At 72.7% G+C, this 19238-nt stretch carries 19 protein-coding genes and 1 pseudogene; 7 read left to right on the top strand and 13 right to left on the bottom strand.

Annotated features, from left to right (window positions below; genetic code table 11):
• Positions 1–41: 41 nt before the first annotated feature.
• Together N5I75_RS23960 and sigE are read right to left on the bottom strand one after the other, a co-directional pair.
• A complete protein-coding gene (locus tag N5I75_RS23960) occupies positions 42–995 on the bottom strand; it encodes an anti-sigma factor family protein (RefSeq protein WP_476680420.1) in 954 nt (317 codons plus the stop codon).
• The gene (gene sigE, locus N5I75_RS23955; protein WP_476680418.1) at positions 992–1771 is read right to left on the bottom strand and encodes an RNA polymerase sigma factor SigE; all 780 of its coding nucleotides are present in this window, start codon (positions 1769–1771) and stop codon (positions 992–994) included. The genes N5I75_RS23960 and sigE overlap by 4 nt, the downstream gene beginning before the upstream one ends.
• A gap of 249 nt (positions 1772–2020) precedes the next feature.
• Here sigE and N5I75_RS23950 point away from each other — a divergent pair, with 249 nt between their 5' ends.
• Positions 2021–2653 (top strand): O-methyltransferase, encoded by a 633-nt coding sequence (locus tag N5I75_RS23950; RefSeq protein ID WP_394438061.1) that lies wholly within the window; start codon positions 2021–2023, stop codon positions 2651–2653.
• 131 nt (positions 2654–2784) lie between these two features.
• Here the strand turns inward: N5I75_RS23950 and N5I75_RS23945 are convergent, their stop codons facing one another.
• Positions 2785–2952 carry a DUF3117 domain-containing protein gene (locus N5I75_RS23945; protein WP_003966491.1) on the bottom strand — a complete coding sequence of 56 codons (168 nt, stop codon included), beginning with the start codon at positions 2950–2952 and terminating at the stop codon, positions 2785–2787.
• A 334-nt stretch (positions 2953–3286) separates the two neighbouring features.
• Here N5I75_RS23945 and chcB point away from each other — a divergent pair, with 334 nt between their 5' ends.
• Entirely contained in the window at positions 3287–4090 is an 804-nt protein-coding gene (chcB, locus tag N5I75_RS23940) for a 2-cyclohexenylcarbonyl CoA isomerase (RefSeq protein WP_476680416.1), read from the top strand.
• 19 nt (positions 4091–4109) lie between these two features.
• On the opposite strand, the gene N5I75_RS23935 is transcribed toward chcB, so the two are convergent.
• Both N5I75_RS23935 and N5I75_RS23930 read right to left on the bottom strand, forming a co-directional pair.
• The gene (locus tag N5I75_RS23935; protein ID WP_476680414.1) at positions 4110–4703 is read right to left on the bottom strand and encodes a DNA-3-methyladenine glycosylase I; all 594 of its coding nucleotides are present in this window, start codon (positions 4701–4703) and stop codon (positions 4110–4112) included.
• The gene (locus N5I75_RS23930) at positions 4700–5107 is read right to left on the bottom strand and encodes a DivIVA domain-containing protein (protein ID WP_476680412.1); all 408 of its coding nucleotides are present in this window, start codon (positions 5105–5107) and stop codon (positions 4700–4702) included. The genes N5I75_RS23935 and N5I75_RS23930 overlap by 4 nt, the downstream gene beginning before the upstream one ends.
• Before the next feature lie 137 nt (positions 5108–5244).
• Here N5I75_RS23930 and folP point away from each other — a divergent pair, with 137 nt between their 5' ends.
• Positions 5245–6105 carry a dihydropteroate synthase gene (folP, locus tag N5I75_RS23925; RefSeq protein ID WP_476680410.1) on the top strand — a complete coding sequence of 287 codons (861 nt, stop codon included), beginning with the start codon at positions 5245–5247 and terminating at the stop codon, positions 6103–6105.
• A 16-nt stretch (positions 6106–6121) separates the two neighbouring features.
• On the opposite strand, the gene N5I75_RS23920 is transcribed toward folP, so the two are convergent.
• Together N5I75_RS23920 and dapE are read right to left on the bottom strand one after the other, a co-directional pair.
• Positions 6122–6871 carry an LOG family protein gene (locus tag N5I75_RS23920; protein WP_394430731.1) on the bottom strand — a complete coding sequence of 250 codons (750 nt, stop codon included), beginning with the start codon at positions 6869–6871 and terminating at the stop codon, positions 6122–6124.
• Between the two features lie 93 nt (positions 6872–6964).
• Positions 6965–8044 carry a succinyl-diaminopimelate desuccinylase gene (gene dapE, locus N5I75_RS23915; protein WP_476680408.1) on the bottom strand — a complete coding sequence of 360 codons (1080 nt, stop codon included), beginning with the start codon at positions 8042–8044 and terminating at the stop codon, positions 6965–6967.
• 382 nt (positions 8045–8426) lie between these two features.
• Here dapE and N5I75_RS23910 point away from each other — a divergent pair, with 382 nt between their 5' ends.
• Positions 8427–8888 carry an ATP-binding protein gene (locus N5I75_RS23910; protein ID WP_476680406.1) on the top strand — a complete coding sequence of 154 codons (462 nt, stop codon included), beginning with the start codon at positions 8427–8429 and terminating at the stop codon, positions 8886–8888.
• A gap of 122 nt (positions 8889–9010) precedes the next feature.
• On the opposite strand, the gene N5I75_RS23905 is transcribed toward N5I75_RS23910, so the two are convergent.
• Positions 9011–10117 carry a bifunctional succinyldiaminopimelate transaminase/glutamate-prephenate aminotransferase gene (locus N5I75_RS23905; protein WP_476680404.1) on the bottom strand — a complete coding sequence of 369 codons (1107 nt, stop codon included), beginning with the start codon at positions 10115–10117 and terminating at the stop codon, positions 9011–9013.
• 137 nt (positions 10118–10254) lie between these two features.
• Positions 10255–10575, bottom strand: coding sequence for a ferredoxin (gene fdxA, locus N5I75_RS23900; RefSeq protein ID WP_111666449.1), 321 nt, complete (start codon positions 10573–10575; stop codon positions 10255–10257).
• 140 nt (positions 10576–10715) lie between these two features.
• Between fdxA and N5I75_RS23895 the strand changes: the two genes are divergently transcribed.
• Both N5I75_RS23895 and N5I75_RS23890 read left to right on the top strand, forming a co-directional pair.
• Positions 10716–11762 (top strand): GNAT family N-acetyltransferase, encoded by a 1047-nt coding sequence (locus tag N5I75_RS23895; protein ID WP_476680402.1) that lies wholly within the window; start codon positions 10716–10718, stop codon positions 11760–11762.
• A 17-nt stretch (positions 11763–11779) separates the two neighbouring features.
• A pseudogene (locus N5I75_RS23890) lies at positions 11780–12526 on the top strand (transglutaminase-like domain-containing protein).
• A 114-nt stretch (positions 12527–12640) separates the two neighbouring features.
• Here the strand turns inward: N5I75_RS23890 and N5I75_RS23885 are convergent.
• From N5I75_RS23885 to N5I75_RS23870, 4 genes are all read right to left on the bottom strand, one after another.
• Positions 12641–15142, bottom strand: coding sequence for a hypothetical protein (locus N5I75_RS23885; RefSeq protein WP_476680400.1), 2502 nt, complete (start codon positions 15140–15142; stop codon positions 12641–12643).
• Between the two features lie 143 nt (positions 15143–15285).
• Positions 15286–15660, bottom strand: coding sequence for a DUF6113 family protein (locus N5I75_RS23880; RefSeq protein WP_476680477.1), 375 nt, complete (start codon positions 15658–15660; stop codon positions 15286–15288).
• Positions 15661–15737: 77 nt separating this feature from the next.
• Positions 15738–16658: an N-acetyl-1-D-myo-inositol-2-amino-2-deoxy-alpha-D-glucopyranoside deacetylase gene (gene mshB / locus N5I75_RS23875; protein WP_476680398.1), complete on the bottom strand. Its 921-nt coding sequence runs from the start codon at positions 16656–16658 to the stop codon at positions 15738–15740.
• Positions 16659–16699: 41 nt separating this feature from the next.
• Positions 16700–16894, bottom strand: a complete 195-nt coding sequence (locus N5I75_RS23870; protein ID WP_476680396.1) for a hypothetical protein — start codon at positions 16892–16894, stop codon at positions 16700–16702.
• Positions 16895–17073: 179 nt separating this feature from the next.
• On the opposite strand from N5I75_RS23870, the gene N5I75_RS23865 reads away from it, so the two are divergent.
• Positions 17074–19236, top strand: a complete 2163-nt coding sequence (locus N5I75_RS23865) for a S9 family peptidase (RefSeq protein WP_476680394.1) — start codon at positions 17074–17076, stop codon at positions 19234–19236.
• Positions 19237–19238 lie beyond the last annotated feature (2 nt).

Here is a 19238-nt window from a genome sequence, read left to right as displayed (position 1 = left end):
CGTGGATTCAACCAGGTTCCGCGGCCCGGGCGCAGGGGGCGTCAGCGGACCGTGGCCGACCGGGAGGACAGGGTCGGCGCGGAGGCCGAGGCCGTGGCCGGGCCGGTCGGGGCCGGGCGTGGCTCCAGGGCGACCGCCGCGGGGGGCGACGGCGCGGGAGCGGCCGGGCGTATGAGGGGCGACATACGGGCCGCACCCGACAGCAGCGGCGTCGCGAACGGGTAGCTCGCGCTGTTCACCCGGCCACCGGGCAACAGCGGCGCACTGGCCCGCGTCGGCGCGACCGGCGCCGAGAGCGCACCCCCGCTCTGCCCGAGCAGCGGCGCCATGGACCTGCGGCGCTGGGCCTCGGAGACGGACGAGGCACCGGAGGCCTGGCTGCGCAACGGCGTGACATTGCTGTTGGAGCCACCGCCACGGGTGTCGGAGCTGTCGAGCGGCGCACCGGCGGTGACCCCGCCGAGGGCGATCGCGGCCAGCGACACCGCTCCGGCCGCCGCGAAGGCGAAGCGGCGCCCGCGCGAGGCCCGCTCGCTGTCGTGCCGGTCCACGCGGCCCACCTCGTGGATGCGGAAGCCGCGCTGGGCGGATGCGGGAAGGACGGCGGCATGGCCGCCGAAGGGCTCCTGGTCTACGGCGAAGACGCCGCCCCCGAGCCCGAGTCCGGGTCCGCTGCCGAAGGGCCGTCCGGTGGCGAATCCTCCCCCGAACGGTGGTCCCCCACCGTCGCTGTCACCTCCGGCGGGCAGCCCCTGGAGGCGGGCGAGGAAGCTCTCGGAGGGCGGCGGCGGGGCCGCCTCGGCGAAGACGCTCTTGAGGCGGCGCTGCGCGTCGGCCTCGGCCTTGCACTTGGGACAGGTCGCCAGGTGCGCGAGGACGCGCTCGCGGGCGTCATGGTCCAGTTCACCGTCGACCAGCGCGGCAAGCCGGTCTCCGAGATGCTGGTCGGCCGCGGTCTGGTGACGCTCGGCAGGGTTGAGACGTGATCCACTCACGCGGTCGCGCCCCCTGTTCCTAGGACGGGGATCCCTCCCGTGGTCGCGAGCGTGCGGCGCTCGGCGCGAGCCTCGGGCGAACGGTGCTGCAGCGCCTTGCGCAGCTGCGAGCGGCCGCGGTGGATGCGGGAGCGGACCGTGCCCAGCTTCACACCCAGGGTCGCGGCGATCTCCTCGTAGGAGAGCCCCTCGATGTCGCAGAGGACGACGGCGGCACGGAACTCGGGCGCGAGCGTGTCGAGCGCCTGCTGGACGTCTGCGTCGAAGTGCGCGTCGTTGAAGACCTGCTGCGGCGACGGCTCACGGCTCGGCAGCCGCTCGGCGGCGTCGTCCCCGAGCGCGTCGAAGCGGATGCGCTGCTTGCGGCGGACCATGTCCAGGAACAGGTTGGTCGTGATGCGGTGCAGCCAGCCCTCGAACGTGCCCGGCGTGTACGTCGAGAGGGAGCGGAAGACGCGGACGAAGACCTCCTGCGTGAGGTCCTCGGCGTCGTGCTGATTGCCCGTCAGGCGGTACGCGAGGCGGTAGACCCGGCCGCTGTGCGTGCTGACGATCTCCTCCCAGGTGGGCGGAGTCCACGCCTGTGATTCCGCGTCAGCGGCAAAGGTCGCGGTCTGCTGCGCGGAGTCAGTGGTGCGGGATCGGTCAGCGGTGTCGGTCACGGATTTCGGCTCACCCGCCGACCTGAGAAAGCGCCGCAGCACTCCTCCCCGATCCACAGGCGCAGCCGCACCTCCCCTGTCAGCTCTGGTGGTGTCCAGTGGAGCCCCTACCATAGCCACCTCGCCCGTTAGCTCCGGATAAGCGTTTTTACTCAGATTTGCCGGTCGACTCTCGGCCGTCCGTTTCGTCCCCATCAAGCGCGCCCTGCCCCCCGCTTCACCCCGCCGTTTCCCCCTGCCTTCTCAAACGCCCGGTCCCATCTGCGAGTTCCCGGCGCCAACGGATAAAGTCACGCGCAGGCAAGCACGGGCGAGCGCGGACAAGCACAGCCATGCAGGGGACAACGGGGACAGGAGAGGGCCATTACCGGCAACCGGCAGACGAGCTGGGCGTTCGCCGACGCCTTTGTCGCCGAGGACGACGCTGTGCGCTGGGCCCGGGACCGGGCCCGCGAGGCAGGTCTTCGCTCGGTGTCCCCCGGCGCGGGTGCCGCGCTGCGGATGCTCGCCGCCACGGTGGAGGCGAAGGCCGTCGCCGAGATCGGTACGGGCACGGGGGTGTCCGGAATCCATCTGTTGCACGGGATGCGCCCCGACGGCGTCCTGACCACGGTCGATCCGGAGCCGGAGCAGCAGCAGTTCGCCCGGCAGGCGTTCCGCGCGGCCGGTTTCGCCGCGAACCGGGCCCGCTTCATCCCCGGGCGCGCCCTCGACGTCCTGCCGCGCCTCGCGGACAGCGGGTACGACCTGGTCTTCTGCGACGGCGACCGGATGGAGAGCCTCGACTACCTCGCTGAATCGTTGCGGCTGCTGCGCCCCGGCGGCCTGGTCTGTTTCGAGGGCGTCTTCGCGGACGGGCGGACCGTGGACTCGGGCCCGCAGCCGGTGGAAGTGGTGCGGCTGCGGGAGCTGCTCCGCGCGGTGCGCGAGAGCCCCGAGCTGGTCTCGTCCCTGCTGCCGGTCGGGGACGGGCTGCTCTGCGCGGTCAAGCGCTGAGCCCCGTACACGCCACGCGAGACCCGTACACGCCGCGCGAGACCCGTACACATCGCCCGAGATCCGGGCATACGACTGCCCCGGCACCGAATGTGTGCCGGGGCAGTCGAAAAGGTATGGTCGCTTCCGCGTCAGCCGACGACCTTCTTCAGGGCGTCGCCGAGGGCATCGGCCTCGTCCGGCGTCAGCTCGACCACGAGCCGACCGCCGCCTTCGAGCGGAACGCGCATGACGATGCCCCGCCCCTCCTTTGTCACCTCGAGCGGGCCGTCACCCGTCCGCGGCTTCATGGCCGCCATGCTCGTTCCCCTTCCTGAAACCAGCTCATCGTCAGCCGACGGCCCTCTGGACGGGCACACGTCACCGGCATCGAACACATTGCTTCCTGTCATTATCCCGCATCGCGGAGCCCGATGACCAACATCAGTCGGCATCGCTTGCGCAACGCGCTTGAGCAAAACCACTCATTTCGGCGATGTGACTGCGATACTGCGCCGCTTACGTGGCCTTGCTGTGAGGAATTTGTTTGACGCAGGTCACATACCGGGACCGCTCCAGAGGCCGTGATCTCCGTCATGCTGAGCACGGACACCTAAGCAACCGCATAGCGGACCGCACTGCAGGAGGAGCGTCATGGCCGACACCGTGCTCTACGAGGTGAGCGACGGGCTCGCGACGATCACGCTGAACCGCCCCGAGGCGATGAACGCGATGAACACCGAGGCCAAGGTCGCCCTCCGCGAGGCGGTGCGGGCGGCCGCCGCGGACGACGCCGTGCGGGCCGTGCTGCTCACGGCCGCCGGGGACCGCGCGTTCTGCGTCGGGCAGGACCTGAAGGAGCACGTGACCACCCTGGTCGAGGACCGCAAGGCGGGCTCGGGGCAGACGATGAGCACGGTGCGGGAGCACTACAACCCGATCGTGCGGGCGCTGACGGGCATGGCGAAGCCGGTGGTGGCCGCGGTGAACGGCGTGGCGGCCGGCGCGGGCTTCGGCTTCGCCCTCTGCGCGGACTACCGGATCGTGGCGGACACGGCGTCGTTCAACACCTCGTTCGCCGGTGTCGCCCTGACCGCGGACTCGGGCGTCTCCTGGACCCTGCCGCGGCTCGTGGGCCCGGGGCGCGCCATGGACCTGCTGCTGTTCCCGCGCACGATCTCCGCGCAGGAGGCGTTCGAGATCGGCGCCGTGCACAAGATCGTGCCCGCCGACGAACTGGCGGAGACCGCGCGCAAGCTGGCCCTCATGCTCGCCGCCGGGCCGACCGTCGCGTACGCGGCGCTGAAGGAGTCGGTGGCCTTCGCCGCCGACCACTCCCTGGACGAGTCCCTGGAGAAGGAGGACGAGCTCCAGACCCGGGCGGGGGAGTCCGAGGACCACACCATCGCCGTCCAGGCGTTCATCGCCAAGGAGAAGCCGAACTACCTCGGGCGCTGAGGCCGCCGCTGGGAGAAACTCAGGCAGGCGTGCGGGCGACGCAGTCCGCCAGGTGGTCGTTGACCAGGCCGCACGCCTGCATGAGCGCGTACGCCGTCGTCGGGCCGACGAAGCGCAGGCCGCGCTTCTTGAGCGCCTTGGACAGGGCCGTCGACTCGTCGGTGACGGCCGGTACGTCGGTGAGCGCGCGGGGCGCCGGGCGCGTGGCCGGGTCCGGGGCGTGGGACCAGATCAGCTCGTCGAGATCGCCCGGCGACCAGTCGGCGAGCACGCGCGCGTTGGCGAGCGTCGCGTCGACCTTGGCGCGGTTGCGGATGATGCCGGGGTCGGCGAGCAGGCGCTCGCGGTCGGCGTCCGTGAAGGCCGCCACCTCGGAGATCTTGAAGTGGGCGAAGGCGGCGCGGAAGGTCTCGCGGCGGCGCAGGATGGTGATCCAGGACAGGCCCGACTGGAACGCCTCCAGGGACAGCCGCTCGAAGAGCGCGTCGTCGCCGTGGACGGGGCGGCCCCACTCCTCGTCGTGGTAGGTCACGTAGTCCGGCGTGGACAGGCCCCAGGGGCAGCGCAGAGCGCCGTCCGGGCCCGGGACGGCGCCGCTCGTCGGCCGGCTCATCGAAGGCCCTCCCCGGCCTCGTCCTGGTAGCCCTGGTAGCCGCCGGGCGGCGCGAAGCCCGACCCGGGGCCGGGGCCCCGGTCGACCGGCCGCCGCGCCTGCGCGTGGGCGGTGGCGAGGGCGGACTCCAGCTCGGAGATGCGGGCGTCGCGTTCGGCCAGCTCCGCCCCGAGGCGGTTCAGCGCGTCGTCGACCTCCGCCATGCGGTAGCCGCGCACGGCAGTGGGCAGCCGCAGCTCCTCGACGTCGGCGCGGGCCAGCGGGCGGTCCTGGGGCAGCGGGTCCGCGTAGAACTGGGGCGGTTCCTCGGGCAGGGCGCCGCCGTCGCCCCCGCCGAGGACCGCGAGCGTCACCGCCGCGACCACCACGACGAGCGCGGCGACCAGAAACAAGAACATGACCATCGCTGCCGTCCCCTTGGCTCGACCGGGCCGGTGTGCGCACACGGCCCGGAACCATCAGGCTCCGATCGTGCCATGCCGCACCGACGGTTAAGGTCGCAGGCGGACGTTGCGGCATGATCCAGAGGAGAGTCACAGGGATGCTCAGGCTTGGCGGGCGCGAGTTCGACGCGCACGAGCCGGTGATCATGGCGATCGTGAACCGTACCCCGGACTCCTTCTACGACCAGGGCGCCACGTTCCAGGACGAGCCCGCGCTCGCCCGCGTCGAGCAGGCGGTGGCCGAGGGCGCCGCGATCGTCGACATCGGCGGGGTGAAGGCGGGCCCCGGCGAGGAGGTCGACGCCGCGGAGGAGGCGCGGCGCACCGTCGGTTTCGTCGCCGAGGTACGGCGCCGGTTCCCCTCGGTGATCATCAGCGTGGACACCTGGCGCCACGAGGTCGGCGAGGCCGTGTGCGAGGCGGGCGCCGACCTGCTCAACGACGCGTGGGGCGGGGTCGACCCGAAGCTCGCGGAGGTCGCGGCCCGCCACAAGGTGGGCATCGTCTGCACGCACGCGGGCGGCGCCGAGCCCCGTACGAGGCCGCACCGTGCCACGTACGACGACGTGATGGCGGACATCCTCGACGTGACGGTCTCCTACGCCGAGCGGGCCGTCGCGCTCGGGGTCCCCCGCGAGTCCGTCCTGATCGACCCGGGGCACGACTTCGGCAAGAACACGCGGCACTCCCTGGAGGCGACGCGGCGGCTGCCGGAGATGGTGGAGACCGGCTGGCCCGTGCTGGTCTCGCTGTCCAACAAGGACTTCGTCGGCGAGACGCTCGACAAGCCCGTCAAGGAGCGCGTCATCGGGACGCTGGCGACCACGGCGGTGTCCGCGTGGCTCGGGGCGCAGGTCTACCGCGTGCACGAGGTGGCGGAGACCCGGCAGGTGCTCGACATGGTGGCGTCGATCGCGGGGCACAGGCCCCCGGCGGTGGCCCGCCGGGGACTCGCGTGACAGGTACTACCTGCGGCTAGTTGCCGGTCTCCTTGGTGACCAGGGTGATCGCCTCCTCCACGTCGTCCGTGACGTGGAAGAGGAGCAGATCCGCCTCGCTCGCCTTGCCCTGGGCGATCACCGTGTTCTTCAGCCACTCGACGAGGCCGCTCCAGTACTGCGTACCGAAGAGGACGATCGGGAACCGCGTCACCTTGGTCGTCTGGACGAGGGTGAGCGCCTCGAACAGCTCGTCCAGGGTGCCGAGCCCGCCCGGCAGGACGACGAACCCTTGCGCGTACTTCACGAACATCGTCTTCCGCACGAAGAAGTAGCGGAAGTTCAGGCCCAGGTCGACGTACGGGTTGAGGCCCTGTTCGAAGGGCAGCTCGATGCCGAGCCCGACCGACGTGCCATTGGCCTCCACGGCGCCCTGGTTCGCCGCCTGCATGGCGCCGGGGCCGCCGCCCGTGATGACCGCGAAACCGGCCTCCACGAGCGCCTTGCCGATCTCCACGCCCGCCGCGTACTCCGGTGAGTCCACCGGGGTGCGCGCCGAGCCGAAGACACTGATCGCGGGCGGCAGTTCGGCCAGGGTGCCGAAGCCCTCGATGAACTCCGACTGGATGCGCAGGACCCGCCAGGGGTCTGTGTGCACCCAGCCCGAGGGTCCTTCCGAATCGAGCAGACGCTGGTCACTCGTCCCGGCCTGCACCTGGTCGCGACGGCGGACCACCGGTCCCGTCCGCTGCTCCTTCGGATGCCGCTTGCCCTCCGGGTTGCTCATGTCCGCTCCCTCCATGCGCAGGTATCACGCGCTCACGTAGAGCAAGGGTAGGTCTACGCGGGTTACGGACGAGGGACCTGGCAGTGTCGGGCGTCAGGCGGTGAGCCAGGCGACCAGGCGCTTCTCCGCCCCCAGGATGAGCGCCGTGTCGACATGCTCGTCGATCTTGTGGGCGTACATCGGGTCGCCGGGGCCGTAGTTGACCGCCGGGACGCCGAGCGCGCTGAAGCGGGAGACGTCCGTCCAGCCGAACTTGGGGCGCGGCTCCCCGCCCACGGCGGCCAGGAAGGCGGCGGCAGCGGGGTGGGTGAGGCCGGGGCGGGCACCGCCCGTGTGGTCGTCGACGACGAACTCCTCGACCGGGCAGCCGTCGAAGAAGTCGCGGACGAACTGCTCGGCCTCGGCCATGGTCCGGTCGGGCGCGTAGCGGAAGTTGACCGTGACGGCGCAGGCGTCCGGGATGACGTTCGTGGCGACGAAGCCCTCGATCCGTACGGCGTTGAGGCCCTCGTGGAACTCCAGGCCGTCGACGACCGGCCTGCGCGGCTCGTAGGCGGCCAGGCGCTCCAGGATCGGGGCGGCGGCGTGGATGGCGTTGTGCCCCATCCACGCGCGCGCGGAGTGGGCCCGCTCGCCCTTGACCTTGAGGATGACGCGCAGGGTGCCCTGGCAGCCGCCCTCGATGAGGCCCTCGGTGGGCTCCAGGAGGATCGCGAAGTCGCCCTCCAGCCACTCCGGGTGGGCGTCGGCGACGTGCCCGAGCCCGTTGAGGTGGGCGGCGACCTCCTCGTTGTCGTAGAAGACGAACGTGAGGTCGCGGTTGGGCTCGGTGACCGTCTGCGCGATGCGGAGCTGGACCGCGACGCCCGACTTCATGTCGCTCGTGCCGCAGCCCCACAGGATGCCGTCGGCGTCCAGGCGCGAGGGCACGTTGTCCGCGATCGGGACCGTGTCGATGTGGCCCGCGAGGACGACCCGCTCGGCGCGGCCGAGATTGGTGCGCGCCACCACGTTGTTGCCGTACCGGTCGACCATGAGGTGCGGCAGGGGGCGCAGGGCCGCCTCGACGGCGTCGGCCAGCTCCTTCTCGCTGCCGCTGGGCGAGGGGAGGTCGACCAGCTGGGCGGTGAGGAGGGCGGCGTCCTGCGTGAGGTCGAGTGAGGTGCGGTCCATGGCGTTGACCCTATCGCCCGGCCATGCGGGGCACGGAGCGACTTCAGATGCCCGCATACTCCATGGTCATCAGTGCGAGCGGCCACTCGATCGAGGTATACCCGGCATGCTCGGCGCCTGTGCGGCAAAACGCTCGGGGCAGAGCGCGGGCCGTCTCGCGATTCCCTTGCGGACACAGGGGCGTAAGGGTTCTTCAGCGCTTCGGACGCGTCACAGGACACACGACTTTTGCCCGTTTTTATCCGCAGCCGATTATGCGACGCATTACCAACCCTTTGCGTTGCCGACCCGCAACCTTCGGGGGCCCTGGGGCTGTTGTCACGGCGTCCGACCGCCGCACGGCAGCCGGGCACACCATCTTCTCTCCCGTCTAAGGAGCACCATGTCCCTCCCCCTGACCCGCCGGATCGCCCGCGTCGCGCTGCTCGTAGCGGCGGGAGCGGCGCCCGTGGTCGGTGCGGCCGGCTCCGCGAGCGCTGCCGAACTCCCGGCCACGCCCGACCTCGGCGGTGTGACCGCGCTGGACGGCGCCAACCTGGGCAACACCGTCGACAGCGCGAGCCGGCAAGTCAGCGGACTCGCGGGCCACGCCGGTGGCGAAGCCGTGAAGACGGCCGTGCCGGCCGCGGGCAAGTCGGTCGGCAAGGCCGCCAAGACCACCACGCCGGTCGCGCAGAAGGCCGCGGGCGACCTGGCCGGCAGCGCCGGTGACACGGTCGGCAAGACGGCCGGTTCGGTGACGGACGGCGGCCTCCCGACCGACGCGGTCACCAAGGGCGGCCTCCCGCTCTCCGGCGGGCTGCCCACCGACCAGCTGCCGGTCGGCCAGCTGCCGCTGGGCTGATCACCGCGCGTCGTCGGTGACGACGGGGGTGCGGGGAGCGCATGCGCTCCCCGCACCCCCGTTCTCGTTGCTCAGGCAGACGTCCGGGTCAGGCAGACGTCCGGGTCAGGCAGACGTCCGGGTCAGGACGACAGACGGGCGACGGCCGCCCGGATCCGCTCGTCCGACGCGGTCAGGGCGACGCGCACGAACCGCTCCCCCGCCTCGCCGTAGAAGTCGCCGGGCGCGACCAGGATGCCGAGGTCCGCGAGGTGGGCGACGGTGTCCCAGCAGGACTCGTCGCGGGTCGCCCACAGGTACAGGCTCGCCTCGCTGTGCTCGATGCGGAAGCCGTGCGCGAGCAGCGCCTCGCGCAGCAGTTCGCGGCGGGCCGCGTACCGGGCGCGCTGCTCGTGGACGTGGGCCTCGTCGCCGAGCGCCGCGACGACCGCCGCCTGGGTCGGCGCCGAGGTCATCATGCCGCCGTGCTTGCGGATCTGGAGCAGGTCGCCGAGGACGGCGGCGTCACCGGCGAGGAACGCGGCCCGGTACCCGGCCAGGTTCGAGCGCTTGGAGAGCGAGTGGACGGTGACCAGGCCGTCGAGCGAGCCGCCGTTCACCTCCGGGTCCAGGACCGAGACCGGGTCGGCCTCCCAGCCCAGCTCGATGTAGCACTCGTCCGAGAAGACCAGGATCGCGTGCTCGCGCGCCCAGGCGACGATGCGGGTCAGCTCGTCCTTGGAGAGGACCCGGCCCGTCGGGTTCGACGGGGAGTTGAGCCAGAGCAGCTTGATCCCGGCCGGGTCCAGCTCGGTCGGGTCGTCGTAGGCGACGTGCTCGGCGCGGGCCAGACGGGCGCCCACCTCGTACGTGGGGTAGGCGAGGCGCGGGTGGGCGACCTTGTCGCCCGGGCCGAGGCCGAGCTGCGTCGGGAGCCAGGCCACCAGCTCCTTGGAGCCGACGACCGGCAGGACGTTGGTGTGGCCGAGACCGCGGGCGCCCAGGCGCCGTTCGCACCAGGAGACCAGCGCGTCCCGCAGCTCCGGGGTGCCCCACACCGTCGGGTAGCCCGGCGAGTCCGCCGCGTCGGTGAGCGCCTTCTGGATCAGCTCCGGCACCGGGTCGACGGGGGTGCCGACCGACAGGTCCACCAGGCCGTCCGGGTGCGCCGCGGCCGTCTTCTTGTACGGCTCCAGCTTGTCCCAGGGGAAGGTGGGGAGGCGGTCGACGGGGGCGGGGACTGCGGACACCTGGTCAGCTCACTTCTCTTGCGTAGGGCGCCCTGGACGGGCGGGCGGACAAACGCCTCGGTCCCGTACGGCAGTCGAGCCGTACGGGACCGGGGCAGCGCCTGTGCGTACCGCGCTGGACGCGGGTACTGCTTCTGCTACTGGTTCTGCGGCGGCAGAGCGGCGATGAACGGGTGGTCCTTCTCGATGAGACCCATCTTCGAGGCACCACCGGGCGAGCCGAGCTCGTCGAAGAACTCGACGTTCGCCTTGTAGTAGTCCTTCCACTCCTCCGGAGTGTCGTCCTCGTAGAAGATCGCCTCGACCGGGCAGACCGGCTCACAGGCACCACAGTCGACGCATTCGTCCGGGTGGATGTACAAGGACCTGGAGCCCTCGTAGATGCAGTCGACCGGGCACTCCTCGATGCACGCCTTGTCCTTGACGTCGACACAAGGCTGCGCGATGACGTAGGTCACGCTGTCGTTCCTCCTCGATAGGGCGCTGGCGGGCCTCCACAGGCTCCGCCGCCTGGCGCGCGGGAGCGCGGCGTCGTCGATGCCCGCCCCTAGTATCTCCGTTCCCGGCCATGATCCGAACAGGAGGGGTGGACCGAGCTGTGGAATTCACTGCGAGCGGACGGCTAGAGGTTCGCTTGACCCGCGCTGACGTGGGAAAACGCGTTTCCGTGCGACGGGTGAGCGAGAAGGGGCCCGCGGGTCGCGAGTTCACCGACACGGTCGGTGTTCTCACATCGTGGAATGACGATGTGCTGCTCATCACACGGCGCACCGGAGAACAGGTGGCCGTGGACGCCGCCGCGCTCGTCGCGGGCAAGGTCGTGCCCGCCGAACCGGCCAGGCGCCAGGGGCCCTCGGCGACGTACCCGGAGCTCGCGCACGTCGCCTCGCGCGCGTGGCGGCCGATCGAGAGCGAGCGGCTCGGTGAGTGGGAGCTGAGGGCGGCTCAGGGGTTCACCCGGCGCGCCAACTCCGTCCTGCCGGTGGGCGATCCGGGCGTCCCGCTCGACGACGCCCTGGACCGCGTACGGGACTGGTACGCGGCCCGCGGCCTGCCCGCCTACGCGCAGACCGCCACGGGGGCCGCCGGGGCGCAGGAGATGCTCTGCGCCGAGCTCGAGGCGCGCGGCTGGGTGCGGGAGGTCAGCGCCGAGATGCGGATCGCGGCGCTCGCGCCCATCGGGGACGGGCGCGAGAACGACAGCGTCGTGCTGAGCCGGGAGCCGGACGAGGCGTGGCTCGGGCGCTACCAGCGCAAGGGCGCGAGCGAGGTCGCGCTGCGGGTGCTGAGCGCCGGTCCTTCCGTGTGGTTCGCCACCGTGCCGGGCGAGGGTGAGGTGCCCGCGGCGATCGGGCGGTGCGTGGTCGACGGGCGGTGGGCCGGGTTCGCCGCCGTCGAGGTCGACCCCGCCCAGCGGCGCCGGGGCCTCGGCTCGGCCGTCATGACGGCGCTCGCGCGCCGCGCCCTGGACGAGGGCGCGTCGGCGGCCTGGCTCCAGGTCGAGGCCGACAACGAGGGGGCGCGCGCGCTCTACGACCGCCTGGGTTTCGCCACACACCACGCCTATCACCACTACCGTGCTCCGGAGCGCGGCGTCCGACGACCCGTCGCCGACAGCGCCGAGCGCGCTAATCGATCGGTCTGAGAGGGCACGAGGCTCGTATGTCCCCGCAACTGTCCCCCCGCTCCGCCGAGCTGCGGCGCCGGTTCGCCGAGGAGGCCAGGGCCGAGCGGCCCGACCTCGCGCAGCTCTGCCTGCTGCTCGCCGCGGAGGGGGACGGCACGCTCGACGAGGCCGGCATGGACGCCGTCCAGATCGAGCTCGACGAGCTGGCCGGGCAGTTGCCGTTCCGGCCGGGCGGCCCGCGCTCCTGGGCCACCGCCCTCGCCGAACTGCTCGGCGAGCGGCTCGGCTTCCACGGCTCCGCCGCCGACTACCAGCGTCTTGAGTCGTCGCTGCTGCACGAGGTCGTACGGCGCCGGCGCGGGCTGCCGATCCTGCTCTCGGTGGTGTGGATGGAGGTCGCGCGGCGGGCCGGGGCGCCGGTCTACGGGGTGGCGCTGCCGGGCCACTTCGTCGTCGGGTTCGGCGATCCGGAGGAGCGGATCCTCGCCGATCCGTTCGGCGCGGGGAGGGTGCTGGCCGGGTCGGACGCGGAGCTGCTCGTCGCCGGGGCGACGGGGGCGCCGCTCGATCCGTCGATGCTGCGGCCCGCATCGGCTGGGCCGCGACCGCCGAGCGTCCGAGGCCGTCATCCTGCGCGGTTGCGGTACGAGCGCAGTTGCTTGTGCAGCGGGGGATTGTGCGGAGCGTGAGTGGAGCGTACGCGGAGTGTGAGGGTGGTCGATGCGGGGGCCGCGGAGCGGGTGCGGGGGCAGGCCCGGGCGGCCCGGGCCATGTTGAACTAGGGGTGGTGTGGTCGGGTGCGGGTCGCGTGTGGTTGCTCGCGCCGTTCCCGCGCCCCTTCAGGGCGCTGCACGGCCCCGCGCGATCTTGTCGTGCGGGGCCGCTGTCGTGCTGTGTCAGCTCGGGTTCGTCTCGATCGTCGCCGTGCGTTCCGTCGGGGTCTTGCCCAGGAGGGCCTTGCCCAGGGCCGTGGCCACGTCTTTCGGCTGGACCGGGGTCTTCTCGCCGTTGGCACGGGTGATCAGGACGCCGTCGAAGACGTTGCCGTAGAGGCTCTTGAGGGCCTCCAGGTCGTACGTCTCCTCCAGCTTGCCGTTGACCGCCTTCACGCCGAGGATCTTCGGCAGCGACTTGTCCGGGCCGAACGGGATCGACGCCGCGCCCGCCTTGATCGTGACCAGGCCGGACATCGCGGGCTCCGCGAACTCCTTCATCTCCCGGTCGACCTCGGCGTTCGCGATCGTCGGCTGCCGGGTCGTCGTGGCGACCCGCACCGGCGTCGACGCGCCCGTCTCGACCTGGCGCTGGTACGCCTGCTCGACGGCGTTCGTGGACTTGGCGACGTCGATGCCCTTGCCCGCCTTGCCGTACACGGCGACGGCCTTGCCGGGTTCGAACTTGATCGTGCCGTCGCCGGAGCCCGCGGCCCCGCCCGCCGCCTGCTCGAGCGCGGCGTGCAGCTTCTCCTCGTCGACGGGCATGACCGGGTCGACGACCCGCTGCTGGCCGAAGAGCGAGCCGATCACGGAGACCGGGTTGTAGTCGCTGCCCGCGGCGGCCGAGACGGTCGCGGCGCTGTCCAGGGACAGGCCCGCCTGGTCCGGCTTCAGCTCGACGGTCCTGCCGTCGACCTGGAGCTTCAGCGCCTGCCCGGTGCGCTTGCCGAGCGCCTTGTCGAGCTTGGCGGCGGCCTCGTCACGGGTCCCGCCGCCGATGTCGACGCCGAGGACCGTGGTGCCCTTGGGCACGTCCGAGTGGTTCATCAGCAGGCCCGCGCCGTACGCGATGCCCGCCACGCCGACGATGCCCACGCCGAGCAGGACCAGCTTGTTGCGGCCCTTCTTCTTTTTCGCGGGGGCCGGGGTGCTCGGCACCGGGTCGGGCAGCTTGGGCGGGGTGTGCGCCGCCGGGGTGCGGCCGGACCCCGCGCCGTCGGTCTGCGGGACGACCGGCATCCCGCTGGTGAGGGTGTCACCGGAGACGTGTCCTGCGGACGGCGGCTCGGGTGCGGGCTTCTGCGGGGTGAGGATCGCGGTGTCGTCGCTCATGCGCGGCGGGTTCGGGGCGCCGCCGTTGCCTCCCGGGCGGACCTGGGGGTTCGGCGCGGGCGTCGGCAGTATCGGGCCGTCACCGGTGGCGGGCCCGGCGGTGGGCCCGGCGGGGCCGCTGCGCGGGGCGCCGGGGCGGCGGGGGCCGGCGGGGCTGCTGGAACCGGCGGAGTTGCCTGGGCCGCCGAGCCCACCGGAGGCACCAGGACCACCGGCACCGCCCGGGCCGCCCGTGTCACCCGCGCTACCAGAACCGCCGTAAGCGAGCGGGCCGCCTGAGGTACCCGGGCCACCGACACCGCCGGGGCCGCCCGCGTTACCGGGACCGCCATAGGCGAGCGGGCCGCCTGAGCTGCCAGAGCCACCGGCACCGCCCGGGCTACCGGCGTCCCCCGGGCCACCCGCGTTACCGGGACCGCCATAGGCGAGCGGGCCGCCTGAGCTGCCAGGGCCGCCGGCGTCACCGAGGCCGCCGGACGTACCGGCGCCGCGGCCGTCGGAACCGCCGAAGGCGTCCGTGCCGCCGCGCGGACCCGGCGCACCGTTTCCGCGGCCGCCGGTGACGCCCAGGCCCGCCGCGTTGCCGAGGCCGCCGGAGGCACCGGCGTCGTCGAGGCCGTCGAAGACGCTCCGGCCGCCGGGGGCACCCGTACCGCCGGAGTCGCCGAGGCCGTCAGCGGCGCCCGGGCCGCCGGAACCCCGCGCGTCACCGAACCCGCCGGAACCACCGGAGGTACCCGTGTCGCCGGAGAAGTACGGCAGGTCGTCCCTGTCGCCCCGGCTCCCGGGCGCGGCGCCGTTGCCGAGCGGGCCCGCGGCGAGCGCGCCCTGGACGTCGAAGCCGCCGGACGTGCCGGACCCCTCCGACGGGGCGCCGCCGCGGGTCGCGGGGCTCTTGCGCGGCGCGAACCAGTCGCTGGTCTTCTCCTCGCGGGAGGACTTCGGCTCGGCGGCGTCGCCGGTGGCGGGCCCGGCACCGTCGGCCGCACCGGCGGTGCCGTCCGCGTACCCCGTGCGGGCGGACGGGTGGCCCGCGCCGGTGTCCGGCTCCGCGGCCTGCGCCTCGGCGCCGTCCTGCGGCCCGCCGTCGACATCGCTCATCGGCGTACGCATCACGACCGGCGGGATGGGACGCGAGCCGGGGATGTTGATCCGGATCCGCGTCGTCAGCGTGGTCTCCGTCTTGGGGCTGTCCGGAGTGGTCCGGTCGCCCGCGGGGCCCTGGCCCGGGTCGGCGTCGCCGGACGCCGCGCCCTGCGCGGACGTGCCGTACGGAGGCGTCCCCGACGGGTACGCGGCAGCGCCGCGCCCCTGGGGCCCGGAGGACGAACTGTCAGTTTCACGACTCAAAGCAGGTTCTCCCGGTTGGCTCCGCCGCCCGTCTCGACCTCACGCGGGCTGCTCGGCGGCGCGCACCACCATACTGGCCGCGGCCGGGCGTCACGGAGTGACGGACGGTGAATCCTGTACCGGGCACGGGCCGAAGTGGTACGTCACTTCCCAAGTCGGGCGTCGGAGGCGCCCGGTTGCCGGGTAAGGCCGAGCGTGGCACACATCACAGCCACGGCCATGCCTCCGAGGAGGAAGAGGTAGGAGCCGATTCCCGCGCCGAAGAGGAAGTCGCCCTCGGGGCGGCTCGCGGTGAGCAGGATGACCGCCAGGACCCAGCCGCCGGCGGGGGCGAGGGCGCCGGACCTGCCGCCGGTGAGCCGCGCTCCGCCGTGGAACAGTCCGGCCGCGCCGAGCAGCGCGAGCAGCAACCCGGCCGGGAACCAGCCCCCTTGGAGCAGCGCGCCCGCCGCGCCGACGAGGACGCCGAGCACGAAGAGGACGATCAGGGCGACGGCCCGTCCCGGGGTGAGCGACATGCTGAAGGGGAGGTCGACCTGTGCGGCCGAACTCCCGGGCCGGGCCCCGTTCGCACCGCTGTTCTTGCCGCCGCTCATCACGCGTCCACTCCCTCGATGCCGCCCTCGACGCCCTCGACGCCCTCGAACAGGTCCTTCTCGTACGCCGATCCGGCCTCGCCGCGTACCAACTCGTAGTACTCGATCGGGAACACGGGCTGTGCGAGCCCGTTCGAGAGCGCGAACACGCCGAGCCCTTCGGGGATGTCGATCTGGGTGGCGTGTGCGCGCATCGCGGCTTCCTTGCGCAGCCAGTGGAGGCGGCCGTCGATCTCGGCGGTCACGCGCTCGTCGTCGACGACGCCCGGTACGTCGGCCACGGTGGCGACGGCCTCGAAGGGCGTCTCGCCGAGTCCGGCCTCGACGCGGCGGAACAGTCTCTCGGCGACCGAACGGGGCACCCGGTTCCAGTAAATCTTGGCGATCGCGTGCGGCTCCCCCAGATCCCGGCGGAAGGCCGGCTCGGCCGCGAGGTCGGCGGCGCGCATCGCCACGCGGTGTGCCTGGATGTGGTCGGGGTGGCCGTAGCCGCCGTCCGGGTCGTACGTGATCAGGACCTGCGGGCGGATCTCGCGGATGACGGCGACGAGGTGCGCCGCGGCCTCGTCGAGGTCGGCGGACCAGAAGGCGCCCGGGCGCTCGTTCTGCTCGACGCCCATCATCCCGGAGTCGTGGTAGCGGCCGGGGCCGCCGAGGAAGCGGTGGTCGGTGACGCCCAGCTCCTTCATGGCGGCGGCGAGTTCGCCGATGCGGTGGGGGCCGAGGCGGTTCTCCCGGTCCGGGGCGAGATGGGCCAGTTCGTCCGGGATGACCTCGCCCTCCTCACCGAGGGTGCAGGTCACGAGCGTGACGTGCGCGCCGTCGGCGGCGTACTTGGCCATCGTGGCGCCGTTGTTGATCGACTCGTCGTCGGGGTGCGCGTGCACGAGGAGCAGACGCCGACCGGGCAGTTCCGTCATGCCCCCACCCTAGAACGCGGCGCCCCTGGGACCTGAACACGCTAGAACTTGATGCCGCCGATCATGCCCGCCACGTTCGTCGTCAGTTCCTTGATCGTGGGGGCGATGGAGGAGCTGGCCAGATAGAAGCCGAGCAGCATGCAGACGACGGCGTGCCCGGCCTTCAGCCCTGACTTCTTGATCAGGATGAAGACGATGATCGCGAACAGCACCACGGCCGAGATCGAGAGTGCCACAGCGGTCCCTCCTCCAAAGTGATCCGGTCACCGACGGACGTCCCCCTTCCGGGATGCCCACACAGCGCTACTGATCATAACTATCCGCTGTCGCGCATGAGTCACGGCGAGGGAGCACCGGGGGCGGGCGGGAGCGCGCGGGGGGCGCGTCACCCCCCTGTTGGTCCTAGGCTTCGGGGATGACCACCGAGAACGCCACGGGCAGTGGGCCCGACACGCCGCGGGACAGCGCGAGCGAGACGTACTCCTTTCCTCGTCAGCACGCGCGGACGCAGCGCTTCACCTCCGGTGCGCCCCGTGCCTTCACGGTGGCGCCGGACGGGGAGCGGGTCGCGTTCCTGCGGTCCTCCGGGGGCACCGACCGGGCGAACGCGCTGTGGGTGCTCGATGTGGCGAGTGGTCAGGAGCGGGTCGCGGCCGACCCGGTGACCCTGCTCGGCGGGTCCGTGGAGCGGCTGTCGGCCGAGGAGCGGGCGCGGCGCGAGCGCAGCCGGGAGGGCGGCGCGGGCATCGTGGGCTACGCGACGGACGCCGCCGCCGAGCTGGCCGCGTTCTCCTTGTCGGGGCGCCTCTTCGCCGCCGAGCTGCGGGCCGGCACCGCACGGGAACTGCGCGTTCCGGGCCCGGTGCTCGACCCCCGCCCCTCCCCCGACGGGCGGCACATCGCCTACGTGGCGCGGGGCGCGCTCCGGGTCGTCGGCGCGGAGGGCGACGACGACCGGGCCCTCGCCGCCCCCGAGTCGGACACGGTGACGTACGGGCTCGCGGAGTTCATCGCGGCCGAGGAGATGAGCCGGTACCGCGGCCACTGGTGGTCCCCGGGTTCGGACCGGCTGCTCGTGGCCCGCGCCGACGACGCGGACGTGCGGCGCTGGTGGATCGCCGACCCCGCGCACCCGGACCGCGAACCGGCGCGCAACGCCTATCCGGCGGCGGGCACGCCCAACGCCGAGGTCCGCCTGTTCGCGTACGGCCTCGACGGCTCCCGTACGGAGATCAACTGGAACCGGTCCGCCTACCCGTACCTGGCCCGCGTGCACTGGTCGGCGGACGGCGCCCCGCTCATCCTCGTACAGGCGCGCGACCAGCAGAGCGCGCTGTACCTGGCGGTGAACCCGGACGACGGTGCGACCCGCATGGTGCACGCCGACGAGGACGCGCAGTGGCTGGAGCTGTTCCCGGGCGTGCCGTGCTGGTCGCCGAGCGGGCAGCTCGTGCGGATCGCCGACGAGGGCGGCGCGCGGGTCCTCGCGGTCGGCGAACGGCTGCTCACGGGCGGGCAGTTGCATGTGCGGGCCGTGCTCGACGTCGGGGACGGCGATGTGCTCGTCTCGGCCTCCGCCGGTGCCCGCGCCGAGTCGCCCGAGACCGGCGAGGTGCACGTCTACCGGGTCAACGAGCTGGGCGTGCAGCGCGTCTCGGAGGGTCCTGGCGTGCACACGGCGGTCCGCTCGGGCGGCGTCACCGTCCTCGTCTCGTCGACGCTCGACACCCCGGGCGCGCGGGTGCGCGTGGAGCGCGACGGCAAGCACGTCGCCGACATCGCCTCGTACGCCGAACGCCCCCTGCTCTCCCCGCGCGTCACGCTGACGGAGGCGGAGGGCATCCCGTGCGCCGTCCTGCTCCCCTCCTCGTACACGGAGGGGGACGGGCCGCTTCCGGTCCTCCTCGACCCGTACGGGGGTCCGCACGGGCAGCGCGTCTACGCGGCGCACAACCCGTACCTGACCTCGCAGTGGTTCGCCGACCAGGGTTTCGCGGTGATCGTCGCGGACGGGCGCGGGACGCCCGGGACCTCGCCCGGCCGGGAGAAGTCGATCCGCGGCGACTTCACGCTGACCCTCGACGACCAGGTCACCGCCCTGCACGCGCTGGCGGAGCGGTTCCCGCTCGACCTGTCGAAGGTGGCGATGCGCGGCTGGAGCTACGGCGGTTATCTGTCCGCCCTCGCCGTGCTGCGGCGGCCGGACGTCTTCCACGCGGGTGTCGCGGGCGCGCCGGTCACGGACTGGCGGCTGTACGACACGCACTACACGGAGCGGTACCTGGGCGATCCGGCCGCCTCCCCCGACACGTACGCCGCGAACTCGCTCGTCACCGACGACGGGCTCTCGGACGCCGCGCCGCGGCACCGGCCGCTGCTGATCGTGCACGGGCTCGCCGACGACAACGTGGTGGTGGCGCACGCCCTGCGGCTCAGCTCGGCCCTGCTCGCGGACGGACGGCCGCACGAGGTGCTGCCCCTGTCGGGCGTGACGCACATGACGCCGCAGGAGCAGGTCGCGGAGAACCTGCTGCTGCTCCAGGTCGACTTCCTGAAGCGGTCCCTCGGCCTCGGCTGAAC

The organism is Streptomyces sp. R818 (genome assembly GCF_056172735.1).
Note: the sequence above shows the minus strand (reverse complement) of the source record. Positions and strands in the feature narration are given on the sequence as shown.

Coding starts and splice junctions, on each gene's coding strand:
- mshB (WP_476680398.1), bottom strand. CDS start 16,658: ATGACGGAACTGCCCGGTCGGCGTCTGCTCCTCGTGCACGCGCACCCC.
- N5I75_RS23880 (WP_476680477.1), bottom strand. CDS start 15,660: ATGTCGCTCACCCCGGGACGGGCCGTCGCCCTGATCGTCCTCTTCGTG.
- folP (WP_476680410.1), top strand. CDS start 5,245: ATGCTCAGGCTTGGCGGGCGCGAGTTCGACGCGCACGAGCCGGTGATC.
- dapE (WP_476680408.1), bottom strand. CDS start 8,044: ATGGACCGCACCTCACTCGACCTCACGCAGGACGCCGCCCTCCTCACC.
- N5I75_RS23910 (WP_476680406.1), top strand. CDS start 8,427: ATGTCCCTCCCCCTGACCCGCCGGATCGCCCGCGTCGCGCTGCTCGTA.
- N5I75_RS23945 (WP_003966491.1), bottom strand. CDS start 2,952: ATGGCGGCCATGAAGCCGCGGACGGGTGACGGCCCGCTCGAGGTGACA.
- N5I75_RS23920 (WP_394430731.1), bottom strand. CDS start 6,871: ATGAGCAACCCGGAGGGCAAGCGGCATCCGAAGGAGCAGCGGACGGGA.
- N5I75_RS23930 (WP_476680412.1), bottom strand. CDS start 5,107: ATGGTCATGTTCTTGTTTCTGGTCGCCGCGCTCGTCGTGGTGGTCGCG.
- sigE (WP_476680418.1), bottom strand. CDS start 1,771: ATGGTAGGGGCTCCACTGGACACCACCAGAGCTGACAGGGGAGGTGCG.
- chcB (WP_476680416.1), top strand. CDS start 3,287: ATGGCCGACACCGTGCTCTACGAGGTGAGCGACGGGCTCGCGACGATC.
- N5I75_RS23865 (WP_476680394.1), top strand. CDS start 17,074: ATGACCACCGAGAACGCCACGGGCAGTGGGCCCGACACGCCGCGGGAC.
- N5I75_RS23935 (WP_476680414.1), bottom strand. CDS start 4,703: ATGAGCCGGCCGACGAGCGGCGCCGTCCCGGGCCCGGACGGCGCTCTG.